We start from the raw sequence: 17544 nt of genomic DNA, 5'->3' as shown, positions 1-17544 counted from the left end.
CCCCATCGCAGTCGCTGGCCCTGGCCACCGTCGCGGGCTGCCGCCGTGTCGCCATCGGAGGCGGGTGGGTGGCGGTGGCTTCAGGTTGCGGCGACGATGCGGCCCTGGACCACGCGCCCCAAACCGTCCAGCGCCACGAGGGCGGCCACCAGGTCCTGGGCGGGCGCCGATCCTCCGGCCCAGCTCACAGTCACGTAGTGGCCCATCGCCCGCGCCTGGGCACGGCTGCCGACCGGCTCGAACGCGATGTCCTGCCGTACGAAGCCATCCTTGCCCAGCGCCGACACCAGCGCGTCAGCCGCCCGCCCGTCGCTCAGGTTGAAGATGACGAACTGGCCCGCCACCGCACCCCCCTTGTACGTGGCCTGGAGCGCCTGCGTGCAGCCCGTGGCCGAGACCCCCCAGAGAACCTCGTCACAGTCGCTGAACTGCTGCGTGGCGTCCCGACGCATGGCGCCCAGGGTCTGGGTGGCCGGGGTGAAGACCTCGTTCAGGGTGAGAGGCGCGGTGTCGTTCTGGCGTTTGTCGATGGCGGAGTAGAAGGCGGAGGTGGGCTCGGCGTGGAAGCTGGCGGGCCTGGGATCCTCGCGCCGCAGCCACAGCCAACCGGTCACCGCGACGACCGCCACGACGGCGAGCCCCAAGGGAATAACAACACGACGCGACATCAGCAGGTCACCTCCGCAATCGCGACGACATCCCGTGGCCTCAGGCGGCCGCCCTCCACCATCACGGCAACTCCCCCAGGCCTCAGCCGACCACCCTCGGCGATCGTGACGTCATCCCCAGGCCCCGAGCGAGCGCCCTCCACCATCGCGGCAACTCTCCCGGACCTCAGGCAGCAACCGTCCTTGGCGATCGTGATGACGTTACGGGAGCGGTGCCAGGGGCGGGTGTTGTTCGGGGGTATGTGGTTCGGCATCAGGAGGACGGTCCGGTGATCGTGACGACGCGGCGGTAGACGGCCTTCTCCGCGCCGCGGAGCGCCAGAGTGAGTGAGACGAAGTCGTCCTTGGGGCCGGGATCCGCGCCGTCGGTCTTCCCCAGCCACACCAGGCCGACGTAGTGGCCGAGGGCGTAGCCGCCAGCCTCGGAGTAGCCGCCGGCGGGGAAGGCGGCCTTGGCGGACTCCAGGGGGCGCGTCCAACCGCCCCGGTAGAGCGTCTTCAAGGACTCCACCAGGTCGGCGGCCGACTTGCCGTCCTTGAGGTTGAGCAACGTGTACTGGCCGATGTACCGGCCGTCGGAGCTCGCGTAGAGGCCGCGGGCGACTTGGGTGCATCCGGCGTCCGACACCAGTTCGAGGAGGTTCGCGCCCCACAGCGCCGCCGAGCAGTCGGAATCGAGTTTCTTGGTGACCAGCTTGAGCTTGAGTTTCTTGGACACGGCGAGCTCGCTCTGCCCGAACACCTCCTTCTCGGTCAGCGCCCGCTGGTCCTTGGCCCTGTCCGTGACGGGGTCGAACAGCTTGGGCGAACCCCACCCCCGGAAGACGTGCGGGAGCGCCGTGTCCGGCGCGATCATGGAGGAGCCGGCCTGCCGCTGCGGGGAGTAGCCGCCGATGGAGTTGATGGCGACCACCAGCCCAGCCCCGCCCGCCAGCACGCCGACGATCGTGGCGATGATGACGATCAGCCGCTGGTGCTTGGGCTGCAAGCCCATGTGGGTGAGCAGCGGGAGTTGCCAGTCAGAAGGCGGCGGACGCCGTCGCGTTCGCGAGAACTTCCCAGGCCGCCCCTCACCATCGGCCTTCCCGTCGCGAGTCTCAGAAGTCGCAAATCCACCGTCGGCCCCGAAGTCCAATGGACCGTCGTCGGCCAACCGATCGTCCTCGGCCCCGAGCACTGACCAACCACCATCGGCGCCGGCCACCAATCGGCCGCCTTCGGCACCTGCTGCCGAGCGGCCGCCTTCCGCCCCAGCCACCGCGCGACCGCCGTCGGTCTCAGCCGCCGAACGGCCGCCATGGGCCGCCGCCGAACGACGACCGCGGCCTCCGGATGCCGAACGACCTCCATCGGTCTCGGCCGCCGAACGTCGGCCGCCGGATCTGCGGGGTCGGGTCCCCTCGGTGACGGACCGCATACCGCTGACCGCCCAGTCACCGCCGACCGCATCGGCCGCGGGCTCGTCGCCGCCGGCCGCCCAGTTTCCGAGGTCGCCGTCTGCTGCCCAGTTTCCGCGGTCGCCGCCGCTCGCCGACTGGTCATCCGCGCCGTGGCTCGTCTTCGCCCGCCTGCGCCCGGAACGCCTTTCACCGCTCTTACCGGACGGCAACCGCCCGCCGCCGGTCGCCTCGGCCAACAGCTGACCATCGTCGCCCTGGCCTCCGGCAGTCCAGCCACCGCCGCCGACTCCAGCCCCGCCAGCACCCACCCCGCCAGCGGCACCAGGACCAGTGCCAGGCCTGGCAGCGGCACCGGCACCAGCACCGGCGCTGGGCCTACCCTCGTCGCCAGCGTGCCGGCCACCTACACCCGGCGTCGGCTGGCCGTCGCCGCTCGGCTGCCAGCCACCGTCCGCGCCTGCCGCCGGCCAGCCGCCAGCTGCTTGGCCTCCACCGTCCGGGTCTACGGACGGCCGGGCGTGACCGGCCCGCCCCGAGTCGGCCGCGCCCGCCGACCGGCGACCACCGGCACGACGGCTGCCTCGCCCCTCCGACGCGGGCCGACCGCCGCCGCCGGTACGGCCGGCGTCATCCGAGCCTGATGCCCGGCGACCCCCGGCACCGCCGGTGTCCTGCGCCTCTCGAGCGGGCCAGCTGCCACCGGCGTCCTGGACATCTCGAGCAGGCCAACTACCACCCGCGTCCCGCAGGTTCCGCGCAGGCCAGCTGCCGCCCGCGTCCTGCACGTCACGGGCCGGCCAGGTACCACCAGCGTCTGGAACGTCCCGCGCCGGCCAACTACCACCGGCATCTGGAACATCCCGCGCCGGCCAACTACCACCGGCGTCTTGAACGTCTCGCGCGGGCCAACTGCCACCAGCCGGGCCAGCACCATCCGAACCCGCCGCCCGGCGACCACCAGCACGGCCGGCATCCCGAGCAGGCCAACTCCCGCTCGTGTCCTGGACATCACGGGCCGGCCAGCTACCACCCGCGTCCTGCACCTCTCGCGCGGGCCAACTGGCACCAGCCGGGCCGGCACCATCGGCACCCGACGCCCGGCGGCCACCAGCACGACCGGCATCCTGCACGTCCCGCGCGGGCCAGCTACCGCCGGCGTCCTGCACATCCCGAGCAGGCCAACTGCCACCAGCCGGGCCAGCACCATCCGAACCCGCCGCCCGGCGACCACCAGCACGGCCACCATCCCGAGCAGGCCAACTCCCGCTCGTGTCCTGCACATCACGCGCCGGCCAGCTACCACCCGCGTCCTGCACCTCTCGCGCAGGCCAACTACCGCCGGCCCGGCCGGCGGCGGCGTTCGGGTCTGGGGTCGGATGGCCGGAGGCGGGGGTGGGATTGTCCTGGTCTCTGCCGGGAGAGCGGCCGCCGCGGGTGCGGCCCGTGCCGTCCTGGCCGTCCTGGCCGGAGGAGGATCTGCCGTGACCGCCCGAACCGGCTCTCCTGCGGGCCATCACAGGCCCGCCGCCCCGATCAGGTTGCCGAGGCCGAACGTGACCGCCGCGGCGATCGCGCCCACTACGAGCTGGCGCAGCCCTGAGAACCACCAGCTGCGCGCCGTCACCGCCGAGACCAGCGCGCCCGCCGCGAACAGGGCCACGCAGGACACCGCGGCCGACAGCGCCAGGTCCCTGGCGCCGAGCAGGTACGGCAGCAGGGGCAGCACCGCCCCCAAGCTGAACGACAGGAACGACGACACCGCGGCCACCACCGGTGAGGGCAGCTCGCCGGGGGCGACGCCCAGTTCGTTCTGGGCGTGGACCTCCAGCGCGCGGTCCGGGTTGCGGGAGATCTGCCTGGACACCTCGGCGGCCAGGCCGGGCTCCACGCCCTTGTCGACGAACGTCTGTGCCAGCTCCGCCTGCTCGTCGTCAGGGTGGCGGGCGAGCTCGCGCCGTTCCACGGCGATCTCGGCCTGGGCCAGCTCGCGCTGGCTGGCGACCGAGACGTACTCGCCGCCCGCCATGGACAGCGCGCCGGCGGCGAGCCCGGCGACGCCTCCGAGGGCGATGACCTTCGTGTTGGTCGTCCCGCCCGCGACACCCGCGATGAGCGCGAAGTTCGACACCAGGCCGTCCATCGCGCCGAACACCGAGGGCCGCAACCAGCCTCCGGTGACGTCACGATGCTGGTGGTGGATCTCCGCGCGACCACTCATCGCGAGTTCTTCTCCTTCGTCACGACTTCGGCGTCAGATGCCTCTACCCCGTCGGCGGGGGTCACATCACCCGCTGGCGGCGGGGCATCCTTCGCTCCGTCGTCCTCGGCCTTCTCGGCCTGCTCAGGCTTCTCGGCCTTTTCGGCTGCCGGCACCGGAGCGTCCGTGACTTCCGCGTCCGTGGTCTTGTCGGTCTCCGGAGCCGGGTCGTCCGTGGCTTCGGGGTCCTTGGACGTATCGGCCGATGGTCGAGGGCTCGGAGCGTCCTCTCCGTCGTCGGCCGAGGTGGGCTCCTGCGTGTCCTCGGAGTCGGCGTCCGCCTGGTCGGCGGGGTGAGCCGGGTCGGCCGGGGCCACGATCTCCACGCTGTCCCGGTTCCTGGACAGCCAGAAGTACGCCAGCGCCGCCACGAACAGCACGATCGACGTCCACTGGTTGATCCGCAGCCCGAGGAACGTCACCGCGTGGTCCACGCCGCCGACCGGGTCGATGCGCAGCCCTTCGATCCAGAAGCGGCCCAGCGTGTAGCCGGCGACGTAGAGGGCGAACAGCCGCCCGTGGCGCAGGGCGAAGCGCCGGCCCGCGAAGAGGAGCACGAAGCCGAGCGCCACGTCCCACAGCGACTCGTACAGGAAGGTCGGGTGGTAGAGCACCCCCGGCTCGCCCCCGTGGTCGGCGTCGATCTCCAGGCCCCACGGGAGCGTGGTCGGCGAGCCGTAGAGCTCCTGGTTGAACCAGTTGCCCCAGCGGCCGATGGCCTGGGCGAAGGCGATGCCGGGCGCGACCGTGTCGGCGACGGCGCTCATGGAGATGCCGCGTTTGCGCACGGCGAACCAGACGCCGAGCGCGCCGAGTGAGATCGCGCCCCAGATGCCGAGGCCGCCCTCCCAGATGAACAGCGCCTGGATGGGCTCCTTGATCGCGCGGCTGCCGAAGTAGGTCTGCCAGTCGGTGATGACGTGGTAGAGCCGGCCGCCGATCAGGCCGAAGATGACCGCGGGGACCGCGATGTCGACGATCGTCCCCTTCTGGCCACCGCGGGCCTGCCAGCGCCGCTCGCTCAGCCAGACGGCGACGATGACGCCGAGCACGATGCATAGCGCATAAGCCCGGATCGGGATGATTCCGAGATACCAGACCCCCTGGGAAGGGCTGGGAATCGAGGCAAGGGGCATGTCACGTGAGGGTAGCGGAAGAGAGACTACTTGGCCGCCTTCGTAATCGCTTCGCGCAGATCTTGCGGGCTGAAGAGTACGGGATTGTCGATTTCCTTGCCGTTCAGTTTCACCGTCGGCGTATGGTCGATCTTCTGCGCATCGATGATCTTCTTGCTGTACGAGAGCTGCGCGTCGGCGTGCTTCTGCGTGGCGACGCACTGGTCGAAGCCCGGCGCGGTCACCCCGGCCTGCTTGCCCCAGTTCTTCAGCTGGTCCACCGTGAAGCCGGCCTCGGTCTCGGACGGCTGGTTCTGGTAGAGCAGGTCATGGAAGGCGACCCACTGCTTGCCGTCGGCGACGCATCGGGCGGCACTGCCCGCGCGTACGGAGTTGGACTTGGTCGGCTCCTGGGAGAAGATCGTGATCGGGTGGTAGACGACCTTGGCCTTGCCCTCGGCGGCGAGGTTCTTGAAGGTCTGGCCGCTGACCCGCTCGAGCTCCTTGCAGGCGGGACACTGGAAGTCCTCGTAGATGTCGACCACGGGCCCGGCGACGCCCTGGTTGGCCATCACGACCGAGCCGTCGGGCTGCACCGTGACCGACGCGAGCGCTCCGGCGGCCTGCTCGGACTGCGAGTTGCTGGCCGCGTACCACCAGCCGAGCCCGACGGCGGCCACCGCGACCGCCCCGGCGGTCACGTACGTGGCGATGCGCCTGCGCCTTTCCCGCAGGCGTGCCTCGGCCTGCTGTTCCCTGATCTTCTCGCGCGCCGTCTTCGTCTTGGTGCGCTCAGCCTTGCTCATCGTCGTCATCCCCTTCAATACGATTGTCGCCCCCCAGTCCAAGGGCGCCGTCGAGCGCGAAACGGCCCGGCGGGAAACGCACCGCCCAGGCGCCGAGCAGCACGAGCCCGAAGTCGCGCAGGATGTCGAGCAAGTACGTCGGCTCCTCCCCTACCCCCAGCTGGCCGCCGCCACCGAAGCAGCCGCAGTCGATCCGCAGACCGTGCGCCCAGGCCCAGGCGATGCCGAACACGAAGGCGAACATGAGCAGCCCGGCGATCACCGCGGCCACCCTGGTCAGCAGACCGACGACCAGCAGCAGCCCGACGACGATCTCCAGGATCGGCAGGGCGTAGCCCACCGTGACGGCGATCGACTCGGGCAGCAGCTGGTAAGCCTTGACCGCCACGACCGAATCGGCCGGGTTTCCGATCTTGAGCCCACCCGCCGCGATCAGCACCCCGCCCAGGACCAGCCGGGCGACGGTCGTCACCCAGGGTATCGCCGAGAACTCTCTGCGTGACGATAGTGACGCGTCCACACGCCATCTCCTCTTTCTCTGCGCCGGGATGGGCACAGTATCGGGAATCCATATGACCACGCGGCGGATAAGCACCGGCTAAGCCGTGTTTCTTGCGGGAATTACGCAGTCAAGTAAAAATTTACTCATGCAAGTAACGGTCACGAGCTCCGCAAGACGAGCGCAGATCGTGACGGCGACCATCGCGACGATCGCCGAGCTCGGCTACCATCAGGCGTCGTTCGTCCGGATCGCCCGATCTGCCGGGCTCAGCAGCACTCGCCTGATCTCGTACCACTTCGCGGGCAAGGACGAGCTGATCGCTCAGGTGATCGCGACGATCCAGGGGCGGCTTTCGGCGTTCATGGCCGAGCGGGTGAGCACGCAGCGCACGGCCGGCGCGGCGCTGGAGACGTACATCCGCTCCTTAGCGGCGTATGTCAGCGAGCACCGCGCCGAGATGCGCGCCGCCACGGAGATCCTCCTCAACCACCGCCCCGGGGCCACCGGCCTGTCGGGGCTGTCCCACCTCGAGCGGTTATTGGTCTGGGGGCAGGAGAGCGGCGAGTTCGGGGCGTTCAACGTACGGGTGACCGCGATGGCGGTCCAGCGCGCGCTGGACGGGCTGCCGTTCCTGCTGGAGGCCGACCCCGACGCCGACCCGGACGAGTACGCCGACGGGCTGGCCGCGCTGTTCGCCAGGGCGGTCCGGGCATGAAGAGCCCGCTCAGCCGCACGCGAACCTGGCCTCGCCCCAGTCGGCGTGGTCGTTGCCGTTCCCGTCGCCGCCGTCCCCGGCCACCAGGTCCACGTAACGGGCTCCGGTCAGGTCGGCGCTCAGCTCGTACGCCGCGTCGGCGGCCCGCAGGACCGGGCTGCGCGCCTTCTCCACCCCGTCCGCCACCACGGCGAACTGCACGGACCCCCGCGTGGCCTGCACGTCGTCGACCCCCACGAACGCCGTGAACCCCGTGCACGCGCCGCCCAGGTGGAAGCGAACCCTGGCCGGCGCGTGCGTGCCGAGCCCCTTGGCGAACGTCCGCCCGCCGATGACGATCGGCCCGCCGTCGGCCTCGCCGGTGTCGCCGTTGGACCGGTCGCGCTCCACCGGCCCCCAGCCGTTGTCCGCGGTCACCCACTCCAGGTCGCTGGCGTAGGCGTCCTCCGCGGGCGGCCGGGGCGGCGTGCGCACGGTCGCGGACGCGGTGAGCCGCTTCGCCACGCCGCCCACGGAGTAGCCGGCCGCGGCCCCGAGCTCGTAGCTCCCGGAGGCGTCCGCGGGCGGGGTGACCTGCCAGGTCGTGGTCAACTTGGCGCCCGGCTCCACGACGCCGGTCCCGTCGCCGGTGGCCGTCCACCCGTCCGGTACGTCCAGCGTCACCCGAACGTCCTGGGCCGTCGAGTCCTCGAGGTTCGTGAACGTGGTGACGACCTCGTTGGCCCTTCCCTGCTCGACGACGCCGGCGGGCACCACCTCCAGCGACCCGCACGCCTGCGCGTCCGGCGCCGCGCCGAGGTCGGTCACGGAGAAGTCGTCGAGGACGAAGTCGGCCCCGGCCTGCTCGGCCTTGAGCGAGCGCAGCCCGACCCACACGTCCCCGCACCCCGCCACCACCCGCTCCCTGAACATCCCCGTGGTCCGCCGCTCGGGGATGGGCGTGCGCCGCGTCTCGACGCCGGCGCCGCCCTTGTCGTAGCCGGTCACCCACTGGTACGCGTCCGCCTGCGCGCTCTGGTAGGCGAAGGACACCTCGTACGCGTGCCCCGGCTCGAACCGCGCGGTCCACGGCAACGTGCGGTAGATGAGCCCCTGGCGCTCCTCGTGCGCCTTCAGCGACCAGTCGCCGTTCAGCACGTCGTCGATCGTCTTGCCGTTCCACCCGGCCTGCGTGTACGGCTCGTGCCGCTCGGACAGGTGCGTGCGCGCGTCGAACGACCCGCCCGCGTCCCCCTTCACGAACGGCCCCCAGCCGGGCTCGTTCGACTCGAACGTCTCCACGTCACCAGCCGGCTCCCGCTCGAACAGCCGTACGTCGTCCACCCGCACGTCCCCGTCCGCGGCGGCGGCCGTGATCCGCAGGGTGGCCGACGTGCCGGGCGCGGTGAAGGTCACCTTGGCCCGCTGGAAGAAGGTGTCGTGCTTCTCGTCGGAGGCGATGTAGTTCCTGGCCGTGGACCGGCTGACGGTCACCGCCTGCCCGGCGACCTCCAGGGTGGTCTCGCGGGTCCTGCCCGGCTCGACCTCGACGAAGGCGGAGGCGGTGTAGGTGCGGCCGGGCCGCAGGCCCGTCAGCCGCTGCTCCAGCCGCGCCCGCGCCCCGCCGCCGAGCAGCGCCACCCGCTGGCCCAGGTCGTTCTCGCGGACGCTCACGGGGCCCGTGACGGTCCATCCGGCGAGCCGGTCGCCGTTGAAGCCGGGGTCGCGCACGCCGGCGCCCTGCCCCCAGTCCGGGTCAGGCTGCCGGGGCGCCTTGCCGGGATAGAGCACGTACGGCACGCCCGCCTCCGCCCGCAACGTGATCTTCCCGTGCTCCGGGGTGACCGTGCCGACCGCCACGCGGCCCTGGCCGGTGAGCCGGTAGACGGTCATCGGCCGGTCGGCGTCCCAGGTCGTCACCCCTCCCGCCGGGTTGTAGTGGTAGTACCTGCCCTGCCACGGCAGCAGGTAGGCGCCCCCGTCGAGCACCTTGTGCCCGTCGGCGAACAGCTCGCGCCTCCCGTCCCGGTACGTGCCCCGCACGCCGCCGGAGAAGACGATCTCGTCCGCGTTCCAGTCCATGATCTTGTAGTGCTGCAGGAACTTGACCGGCAGGTTGTGCTCCCAGATGTTGCGGTAGAACGCGGTGAAGTCGTTCTTCGCCTGCCAGCCCTCGAACTCGACGATGCGGGCGTTGCCGAGGATCGGGTGGGCGTTCCAGACGTCCTTCTCGTCGTTGCGGATGAACCGGATGATCTGGGAGTTCAGCCCCTTGTTGGTGACCCCGCCGTAGTTGAGGTCGTTGGCCCAGTGGGACCACAGGGACGCGCGTTCGAGCTTGTCCGACCACTCCGTGGTCACCTGCCAGCCCTGCTCGCGCAGCTCGGCCAGCGTCCGGTCGGCGACCCAGCCGAACGGCCTGAACACGTCCACGTACAGCACCGCGAGGTTGCGGTCGGTCTCGGCGCGCAGCTGCGCGAAGCGCCCGGCCAGGGTGCCTCTGGTGAGGTCGCCGCGCTGGTCGATCAGGTACGCCTGGTCGAGCCAGTTCCAGCCCTTGGCGGCCTTGTCGACGAGCTGCTCGCTGAAGTTCCTGGCCTCGGGGTAGGACTCGGTGGCGTTGACGTGCACGCCGAACGTGGCGTTCCAGCCCTTGCCGGCCTTGAGCAGCGTGTTCAGGTCCTTCAGCCCGCCCGCGCGCCGGTTGTAGTTGCCGCCGTAGTCGGGGTGCGCCGCGTCGTGGCCCTCCGACTGGTAGCCCTTGAGCAGCGCGAGCTGCCCGAGGCCGTCGGTGGCCAGCGAGATGCGCTTGACGTCGTCCAGGGTGCGCAGGAACGGGTGCGTGGCCTGGCTGGAGAAGTTGAACGGGATGTGCGTGACCACGCGGTCCCTGGTCCGCTCGGCGCCGGCCGCCTTGACGGCGATGGTCCTGAACGCCACCGCGCCGTCCTGCCAGTCGAGCGTCCCGTCGCCGTTGGCGTCGGGCGTGACCACGACCTTGGCCCAGGGCGGCTCCTCGGTGAACGGCGAGCCGGTCGCGCGGTGCGTCCACTGGCCGCTCCACACGCCCACGGAGACGGTGCCACCGGCGTCCTTCCTGGCCTGGTGCCAGAGCCTGGCGGCGTCCCGGTCGGTGACGCCCGAGGGGCGGTCGTAGGTGGAGTTCGTCTCGATCGCGGCGGCCAGCCGGTCGGTGTTCACGATCGCGTACGTGGCCCCGACCGGGCCGTCGTCGGGCGCGGTGCCCGGCGTGACCTGGGCGAAGACGTCGGCGGTGCGGGTGGAGTTGGGGTCCAGCCGGGTGAACGCGGTCGCCGCGCCCGGCTGCGCGCTCGACACCGACACCAGGTCATGGCCGGGCAGGTCGATGGTGTTGACGCGGAACGCCTCGGTGTCGGCCACCGAGTCGATCCGGAACGTCGTCACCCGGCCCTTGACGCCGATGCTCGCCCCGAGCGCGACGCCGCCGAGATCGGGGAAGGTCAGCCGGTAGCGGGCGGTCGCGCCGTCGTTCGCGGTCAGCGCCACGGTGGCGGCTCGCGCCTGGCCGTTGAGGACGACGGCGGGCACGCCCGTGCTGCCGCCGAGCGTGGCGCCGCCGGCCCGGTCGGTGTAGCTCAGGACGCGCGGGAAGTCCGGGTCGAGCTCGACGCGCAGCGCCGGGGACGAGATCGCGATCGGCCGGGCCACCCGCGCCGGCCTGGGCGGCTCGTTCTGCGCGGTGGGGCTCGGCGGGGGCGTCCCGGTGGGCGGCGTCTCCGGGGACGGCAACTCGTACGTCGGGGTGGGCTCGGCGTCGGGCGGCGGGGTGGCCGCCGGTTCGGGGCTCGCAGACGCCGGTTCGGGGCCTACCGACACCGGGGCAGGACCGACGGACGCCGGGACGAGATCGGCGGACGCCGGGGCGGTCATGGCCGTGACCGCGAGTGCGAGGGTCGCTGCGAACGTGAGGGGGCTGGGACGCATCGGTGTCCTTTCGGGGTCGTGCGTCACACCGCTTCGGGGCCCCGATCATCACCCGCCCCGGACCGCACGCCAAGGACCTACGCGCCAAATCCTTGCAGCAATCCCGAAATTTCGTTACATAGCCGGTAAAGCACCTTTACCGGCGGACCCCCTGGGCCATGTCCCTGGCCAGGGCTCCGATGGAGGCCCGGCCCTCGGCCTCGTCGGACGCGTCGAGGATGCGGCGGATGAACGCCGACCCCACGATCACCCCGTCGGCGTAGGTCGCCACCTCGGCCGCCTGCGCGCCCGTGCCCACGCCGAGGCCCACGCACACCGGCAGGTCCGTGTGCGCCCGGGTCCGCTCGACCAGGCCCTCGGCGGCGACGTTGACACTCTCCCTGGCGCCGGTGACACCCATCAGCGAGGCCGCGTACACGAAGCCCGTGCAGCAGTCGACGACGGCCTTGATGCGCTGCTCGGTCGAGCTCGGCGCCACCAGGAACACCGTGTCGATGCCTGCGGACGCGGACGCCGCCCGCCACGGCTCCGACTCCTCGGGCGTCAGGTCGGGCGTGATCGTGCCCACGCCGCCCGCGTTGGCGAGGTCGCGGGCGAACCGCTCGGCGCCGTACTTGTCGATGGGGTTCCAGTAGGTCATGACGAGCGTGGCGGCGCCGGTGGCGGCGACGCCCTCGACCGTGCGCAGCACGTCGGCGATGCGCGTGCCGTTGACCAGCGAGCGGTGCACCGCGTCCTGGATCGTCGGCCCGTCCATGAGCGGGTCGGAGTAGGGCAGGCCGATCTCGATGACGTCGCAGCCGGCCTCGACCAGGGCCGCTGCCGCGGCGACGTCGCCGCCCTTGGAGGGGAAGCCCGCGGGCAGGTAGCCGACGAGCGCGGCCCGGTTGTCCGCCTTCGCCTTGGCGAAAACCGTCTGAAGAGTCGTCATGTCTGTCCGTTTCGAAGGTCGAGTCCCACCAGTTATCCCCCGGCGCGGGACCCCACGCCGGGGTGGCGGCTCGTCAGAGGTTGAAGTATTTCATCGCCGTGCCCATGTCTTTGTCGCCGCGGCCGGAGAGGTTGACCAGGATGGTCACCTCGGGGCCGAGCTCGCGGCCCAGCTCCAGCGCGCCCGCCAGGGCGTGGGAGGACTCGATGGCCGGGATGATGCCCTCGGTCCTGGCCAGCAGCGAGAACGCGGCCATCGCCGCGTCGTCGGTGACGCCGTGGTAGGTGGCACGGCCCGAGTCCTTCAGCCAGGCGTGCTCGGGGCCGACGCCCGGGTAGTCGAGCCCGGCCGAGATCGAGTGGGACTCGATGGTCTGGCCCTCGTCGTCCTGCAGCACGTAGGTGCGCGAGCCGTGCAGCACGCCGATCGAGCCGGCGGTGAGCGTGAGCGCGTGCTCGCCGGACTCCAGGCCGCGCCCGGCGGCCTCGTAGCCGTGCAGCTGGACGCCCTCGTCACCGAGGAAGGCGTGGAAGATGCCGATCGCGTTGCTGCCGCCGCCGACCGCCGCGCACACCGCGTCGGGCAGGCCGCCGGTCAGCTCCTGGATCTGGCGGCGGGCCTCGACGCCGATGATGCGCGCGAAGTCGCGGACGATCTCGGGGAACGGGTGCGGCCCCGCGATCGTGCCGAACAGGTAGTGGGTGGAGTCGACGTTGGTCACCCAGTCGCGGAACGCCTCGTTGATGGCGTCCTTCAGCGTCTGGGAGCCGTTGGTCACCGGCACCACGGTGGCGCCGAGCAGCTTCATCCTGGCGACGTTGAGCGCCTGGCGCTCGCAGTCGACCGCGCCCATGTAGATCACGCACTCCAGGCCGAGCAGGGCGGCCGCGGTGGCGGTGGCCACGCCGTGCTGGCCCGCGCCGGTCTCGGCGATCACGCGCTTCTTGCCCAGCCGCTTGGTCAGCAGGGCCTGGCCGAGCACGTTGTTGATCTTGTGAGCGCCGGTGTGGGTGAGGTCCTCACGCTTGAGCACGATCCTGGCGCCGCCGGCGTGCTCGCTGAAGCGCGGCACGTCGGTCAGCGTGGTCGGCCGGCCCGCGTACGTGCGCAGCAGATGGTCGAACTCCCGCAGGAACTCCGGGTCGTTCTTGGCCTTCTCGTAGACCGCGGCCACCTCGTCGAGCGCCGGGATGAGCGCCTCGGGGACGAACCGGCCGCCGAAGATGCCGAACTTGCCGTGCACGTCTGGGTCGTCGCCGAGCGGGCCGTTGCCCGTCAGGTCGGCGGCGGTCAGGATGGAGCCTTCGTGTGCCACTGCTATCCCTCTGCTGAGTGGTCGGGGCGCGTCGCTGGATGGGCGCCGGCGGTCACCAGGGCCTCCACTGCCTTGCGCGGGTCCTTGCCGGTGACCAGGCTCTCCCCGACCAGGACGGCGTCGGCGCCGGCCCTGGCATAGGCGAGCAGGTCGTGCGGGCCGCGCACGCCCGACTCGGCAATCTTGATCACATTATCGGGGATCTTGGGCGCCAGCTTCGTGAAGACCTCGCGATCGACTTCGAGTGTCTTGAGGTTGCGCGCGTTGATCCCGATGACCCGGGCACCGGCGGCGACCGCCCGCTCGAGCTCCTCCTCGGTGTGCACCTCGACCAGCGGGGTGAGCCCGATCGACTCGGCCCGCTCGATCAGCGACACCAGCGCCTCCTGCTCCAGGCAGACGACCATCAGCAGCGCCAGGTCGGCGCCGTGGGCCCGGGCCTCCCAGAGCTGGTAGGAGGTCAGGATGAAGTCTTTGCGCAGGATCGGGATGTCGACCCGGGCGCGAACCGCCGCCAGGTCTTCGAGGCTGCCGCCGAACTTGCGCCGCTCGGTCAGCACGCTGATGACGTGGGCGCCGCCCTCTTCGTAGTCGGCCGCCAGCGCGGCCGGGTCGGCGATGGCGGCCAGCGCCCCCTTGGACGGGCTCGACCGCTTGACCTCGGCGATCACCGAGATCCTGTCGCCCCCGAGCGCGGCCATGGCGTCCCTGGGCGCATGGGCGCGCTCGGCCCGCCGCTTGAGCTCGTCAATGGACACGGCCTGCTGACGTGCGGCGAGGTCGGCGCGCACCCCGTCGAGGATGTCGTCGAGGACACTCGGCCCTTCCGTCCGCTCACTCACGCGCTTGAGGTCCCTCCGGTCGACTGTGGGGGCGGCGGAGAGTTCGCGTCGCGTCCGCTCTCTGCCTTGTCCTGCGATGGTATCGGCCCGCACGGGGTCACCTCACCACAGGCCCCCCGGCTGGGAGTCCCTACGGAGCGAGGAACGCCCCGAACGGCAGGTTACGGACGACCCAGTAGACCATGACGAGGGCGAGGAACGCCCACAGCCACGCCGGATGGGCGAGCGTGGTGCGTCTCGGCCTGCCCTGCCAGGCGCGTACGACCCATCTCCCCCACCAGAACAGCAGGAACGGCATCATGGCCACGGCGAGAGGGTTCATCCCGAGCGCGGTGGCCGGGTCGAGATGGGCGAGCGCGTGGATGGTCCGCAGCGTGCCGCAGCCCGGGCAGTAGAGGTGGGTGAGCCACAGGAACGGGCAGGTCGGGTAGTGGCCCGGCTGGTTGGGGTCCACCATCCCGACGAACGCGAACACGGCGCCCGTCGCGCCCGCAACACCGAGCGGCGCGAGCAGGCCCTTGAGACGTGCCGCGCCGCGCCGCTCGGTTGTTGCGATGCTCATGCTCTCAGTATCCGCCTTCCGGCTCAGTAGCTCGAGCTCGGGACACTGGCGGCCAGGAGGACGAACACCACCACGTAGAAGAGGATGACCAGCACCCACCAGATGATGCCCGCGATCAACGACCGCTTCCACCAGGTCTTGGCCTCCTCGCTCGCCAGCGCGGCACCCTGGAAGTCGCCGATCTGCCACTTCGAGTTGACCTGCGAAGACTTGACGATCGACACGATGCCCAGGGGAAGGCAGCAGAACAGGGTGGTCAGGATGGCCGCGACCAGGTGGTTGTCCGGCGGGTTGCCACCGGCCGGGGGCTGCTGGCCGTAACCACCGCCGTAGCCGCCACCGCTCGGGGGCTGCTGGCCGTAACCACCACCGCTGGGGGGCTGCTGGCCGTAGCCACCGCCGCCGCTCGGGGGCTGCTGGCCGTAACCACCGCCGTAGCCGCCACCACTCGGGGGCTGCTGGCCGTAGCCACCGCCGCCGCTCGGGGGCTGCTGGCCGTAGCCGCCACCGCTCGGAGGCTGCTGGCCATAACCGCCGCCGGGCGGCTGCGAGCCGTAGCCGCCGTCGCCCTGATTGCCGTAACTCATGAAGGACCTCTCATGTTGTCATCCGTGGCAAGTTGCGCGCGGCAGCCTAGCGAGGATACGCCCCCTACGTGGAAGAACGTCCATTTTGCGGACAATTCGTAATCGGACCGCAAGCGGCTCGTCACGGTCCGGCCACACTCGCGGAGGGTTACCGGCCGGTTCAGTAGTCGTACGAGGACGACGTGGCGGCGGCGCTGAGCCCGATCATCGACAGGATGAGCCCGCCGAAGATGAGCCAGCACAGCACCCAGATCACGACGGTGATGTAGGACGTGACCAGACCGCCGACGGCCATGCCCGAGCCCTCCTCGCCGGTCTTCTTGATCCGGTTGAGGGCGATGTGGCCGAGGATCACGCCCGGGATGCTGGTGATCCCGCAGAAGATCAGGCCGATGATGCCCAGGACGAGCGAGGCCACCGCCATGCCGTTGGTCGACCTGGGCTGCTGGGGCGGCGCGCCGTAGCCGTAACCCTGCTGGCCGTAGCCCTGCTGACCGTAGGCCTGCTGGCCGTAGCTGGGGGGCTGCTGGCCGTAGCCGCCGGCGCTCGGGGGCTGCTGGCCGTAGCCGAGCGGCTCCTGCGGATAGCTGGGCGGCTGCTCCCCGTACCCGCCCGAGCTCGGAGGCTGCTGCCCGTAACCGCCACCCCCGGTCGGTGGCTGCTGCCCGTACCCACCCCCGTAGCTGGGCGGCTGCTGGCCGTAACCGCCGCCGCCGCTGGGGGGCTGCTGGCCGTACCCACCGCCGGGCTGCTGCGCGCCGTAGCCGCCGCCGCTGCCCTGATCCCCGTAGCTCATGCGCCTGGCTCCTAAGTGTTCGTGGCGAGTTGCAACGGCAGCTTATTGAGGAAACGTTTGCCAAGCAGACAGAGGTTCAGAACAGTAAAGAAATCGTCATAGCGCTGAGAGTCAGCGGGAGTCGGTGGGGTCGTCGCCGCGGTCGAGCGCGTCCCACAGCGCCCGGTCGTCCTTGACCTCGGCGCGGGCCTTGCCGGCACCCTCATTGGCGCCCCCATTGGCGCCCCCGCCGGCGCCCGTCTCGGTGCCTCTGTCGTAGCGCGCCGACATCCCCGCCCACCTGCCGCCGCGCACGATCGCGACGATCCCGCCGGCGATCACCAGGACCGCTCCGGCGGCCGTGACCGCCGGCCAGAGCGGGGCGGCCTCCCAGGGGAGGTCGGCGGCGCCGCGCAGGACGTTCTGCTCGCGCAGCCAGCCGGTGACGGTGTCGCCGCCGAGCGCCGTCCACGTCCCGGCCGCTGCGCCCGCCCCGCACAGGGCGACCAGCGCCCCGACGACGCGGCGCCCCGCGCCCTTGGTGGCCAGCACGGCCACCACCCCGGCCAGCGCGGCCAGGGCGACGGGGGTCAGGACGGGGCTGAGCTCGGCTCCGGTGGGCGCGGCCACGCCCGGCTCCAGGATCCGCACCCAGGCCCGGCTCGCGCCGAACAGCACGAGCACGCATCCGAGGACGGTCGCCCCCAGCCAGCTCCACAGCTCTCTGTGCCCCATGCGGCCTGCTATCCGAGCGGGATCTCGAGCTGGTCCGCGTCGAAGCACGTGCGGTCTCCGGTGTGGCACGCGCCGTCGACCTGGTCGACCTTGACGAGGACGGCGTCGCCGTCGCAGTCGAGGGCCACCGCCTTGACGTGCTGGACGTGGCCGGAGGTGCCGCCCTTGACCCAGAGCTCGGCGCGGCTGCGGGACCAGTAGGTGGCCCGGCCGGTGGTGAGCGTCCGATGCAGCGCCTCGTCGTTCATCCAGGCCAGCATGAGCACCTCGCCGGTGTCGTACTGCTGGGCGATGGCGGCGACCAGGCCGTCGGCGTCGCGCTTCAACCGCGCGGCGATCTTGGGGTCAAGGGACATGCGTCCATTCAACCAGCCTGCCCGCGTGCCCGG

General features: G+C 71.4%; 16 protein-coding genes. 1 reads left to right on the top strand and 15 read right to left on the bottom strand.

What is annotated here, in order from left to right; translation table 11 throughout:
• Positions 1-80 precede the first annotated feature (80 nt).
• The 6 genes from AB0J87_RS09590 to AB0J87_RS09565 form a co-directional block, all read right to left on the bottom strand.
• Entirely contained in the window at positions 81-668 is a 588-nt protein-coding gene (locus AB0J87_RS09590) for a hypothetical protein (RefSeq protein WP_363963780.1), read from the bottom strand.
• 253 nt (positions 669-921) lie between these two features.
• Complete coding sequence (locus AB0J87_RS09585) at positions 922-1662, bottom strand: hypothetical protein (RefSeq protein WP_363963778.1); 741 nt, start codon at positions 1660-1662, stop codon at positions 922-924.
• 1919 nt (positions 1663-3581) lie between these two features.
• Positions 3582-4286 carry a VIT1/CCC1 transporter family protein gene (locus AB0J87_RS09580; RefSeq protein WP_363963776.1) on the bottom strand — a complete coding sequence of 235 codons (705 nt, stop codon included), beginning with the start codon at positions 4284-4286 and terminating at the stop codon, positions 3582-3584.
• A complete protein-coding gene (gene lgt / locus AB0J87_RS09575; RefSeq protein WP_363963774.1) occupies positions 4283-5461 on the bottom strand; it encodes a prolipoprotein diacylglyceryl transferase in 1179 nt (392 codons plus the stop codon). Before lgt ends, AB0J87_RS09580 begins: the two co-directional genes overlap by 4 nt.
• 26 nt (positions 5462-5487) lie before the next feature.
• Positions 5488-6246 (bottom strand): thioredoxin domain-containing protein, encoded by a 759-nt coding sequence (locus AB0J87_RS09570; RefSeq protein WP_363963772.1) that lies wholly within the window; start codon positions 6244-6246, stop codon positions 5488-5490.
• Entirely contained in the window at positions 6233-6718 is a 486-nt protein-coding gene (locus tag AB0J87_RS09565; protein WP_192792298.1) for a MauE/DoxX family redox-associated membrane protein, read from the bottom strand. Before AB0J87_RS09565 ends, AB0J87_RS09570 begins: the two co-directional genes overlap by 14 nt.
• A gap of 217 nt (positions 6719-6935) precedes the next feature.
• Between AB0J87_RS09565 and AB0J87_RS09560 the strand changes: the two genes are divergently transcribed.
• Entirely contained in the window at positions 6936-7463 is a 528-nt protein-coding gene (locus AB0J87_RS09560) for a TetR family transcriptional regulator (protein ID WP_363963770.1), read from the top strand.
• Positions 7464-7472: 9 nt separating this feature from the next.
• On the opposite strand, the gene AB0J87_RS09555 is transcribed toward AB0J87_RS09560, so the two are convergent.
• The 9 genes from AB0J87_RS09555 to hisI form a co-directional block, all read right to left on the bottom strand.
• Complete coding sequence (locus AB0J87_RS09555) at positions 7473-11408, bottom strand: endo-alpha-N-acetylgalactosaminidase family protein (protein ID WP_363963769.1); 3936 nt, start codon at positions 11406-11408, stop codon at positions 7473-7475.
• Between the two features lie 136 nt (positions 11409-11544).
• Positions 11545-12339, bottom strand: coding sequence for a tryptophan synthase subunit alpha (gene trpA / locus AB0J87_RS09550; protein WP_350726265.1), 795 nt, complete (start codon positions 12337-12339; stop codon positions 11545-11547).
• Positions 12340-12412: 73 nt separating this feature from the next.
• Positions 12413-13618, bottom strand: a complete 1206-nt coding sequence (trpB, locus tag AB0J87_RS09545) for a tryptophan synthase subunit beta (protein WP_355192698.1) — start codon at positions 13616-13618, stop codon at positions 12413-12415.
• A gap of 38 nt (positions 13619-13656) precedes the next feature.
• Entirely contained in the window at positions 13657-14496 is an 840-nt protein-coding gene (gene trpC / locus AB0J87_RS09540) for an indole-3-glycerol phosphate synthase TrpC (protein WP_192792295.1), read from the bottom strand.
• A gap of 130 nt (positions 14497-14626) precedes the next feature.
• Positions 14627-15058 (bottom strand): DUF2752 domain-containing protein, encoded by a 432-nt coding sequence (locus tag AB0J87_RS09535; RefSeq protein ID WP_363963766.1) that lies wholly within the window; start codon positions 15056-15058, stop codon positions 14627-14629.
• A gap of 23 nt (positions 15059-15081) precedes the next feature.
• Complete coding sequence (locus AB0J87_RS09530; RefSeq protein WP_355191799.1) at positions 15082-15645, bottom strand: CD225/dispanin family protein; 564 nt, start codon at positions 15643-15645, stop codon at positions 15082-15084.
• A gap of 160 nt (positions 15646-15805) precedes the next feature.
• Positions 15806-16441, bottom strand: coding sequence for a DUF4190 domain-containing protein (locus AB0J87_RS09525; protein ID WP_363963764.1), 636 nt, complete (start codon positions 16439-16441; stop codon positions 15806-15808).
• Between the two features lie 111 nt (positions 16442-16552).
• Entirely contained in the window at positions 16553-17155 is a 603-nt protein-coding gene (locus tag AB0J87_RS09520) for a Trp biosynthesis-associated membrane protein (RefSeq protein ID WP_363963762.1), read from the bottom strand.
• Positions 17156-17163: 8 nt separating this feature from the next.
• On the bottom strand, positions 17164-17511 hold the full coding sequence (gene hisI, locus AB0J87_RS09515) for a phosphoribosyl-AMP cyclohydrolase (RefSeq protein WP_350726255.1): 348 nt from the start codon (positions 17509-17511) through the stop codon (positions 17164-17166).
• Between the last annotated feature and the right edge of the window lie 33 nt (positions 17512-17544).

Source organism: Nonomuraea sp. NPDC049625 (assembly GCF_040675285.1).
GTDB classification, from domain to species: domain Bacteria; phylum Actinomycetota; class Actinomycetes; order Streptosporangiales; family Streptosporangiaceae; genus Nonomuraea; species Nonomuraea angiospora_A.
Note: the sequence above shows the minus strand (reverse complement) of the source record. Positions and strands in the feature narration are given on the sequence as shown.

Coding starts and splice junctions, on each gene's coding strand:
- AB0J87_RS09590 (WP_363963780.1), bottom strand. CDS start 668: ATGTCGCGTCGTGTTGTTATTCCCTTGGGGCTCGCCGTCGTGGCGGTC.
- AB0J87_RS09585 (WP_363963778.1), bottom strand. CDS start 1,662: ATGGGCTTGCAGCCCAAGCACCAGCGGCTGATCGTCATCATCGCCACG.
- AB0J87_RS09580 (WP_363963776.1), bottom strand. CDS start 4,286: ATGAGTGGTCGCGCGGAGATCCACCACCAGCATCGTGACGTCACCGGA.
- lgt (WP_363963774.1), bottom strand. CDS start 5,461: ATGCCCCTTGCCTCGATTCCCAGCCCTTCCCAGGGGGTCTGGTATCTC.
- AB0J87_RS09570 (WP_363963772.1), bottom strand. CDS start 6,246: ATGAGCAAGGCTGAGCGCACCAAGACGAAGACGGCGCGCGAGAAGATC.
- AB0J87_RS09555 (WP_363963769.1), bottom strand. CDS start 11,408: ATGCGTCCCAGCCCCCTCACGTTCGCAGCGACCCTCGCACTCGCGGTC.
- trpA (WP_350726265.1), bottom strand. CDS start 12,339: ATGACGACTCTTCAGACGGTTTTCGCCAAGGCGAAGGCGGACAACCGG.
- AB0J87_RS09535 (WP_363963766.1), bottom strand. CDS start 15,058: ATGAGCATCGCAACAACCGAGCGGCGCGGCGCGGCACGTCTCAAGGGC.
- AB0J87_RS09530 (WP_355191799.1), bottom strand. CDS start 15,645: ATGAGTTACGGCAATCAGGGCGACGGCGGCTACGGCTCGCAGCCGCCC.
- AB0J87_RS09525 (WP_363963764.1), bottom strand. CDS start 16,441: ATGAGCTACGGGGATCAGGGCAGCGGCGGCGGCTACGGCGCGCAGCAG.
- AB0J87_RS09520 (WP_363963762.1), bottom strand. CDS start 17,155: ATGGGGCACAGAGAGCTGTGGAGCTGGCTGGGGGCGACCGTCCTCGGA.
- hisI (WP_350726255.1), bottom strand. CDS start 17,511: ATGTCCCTTGACCCCAAGATCGCCGCGCGGTTGAAGCGCGACGCCGAC.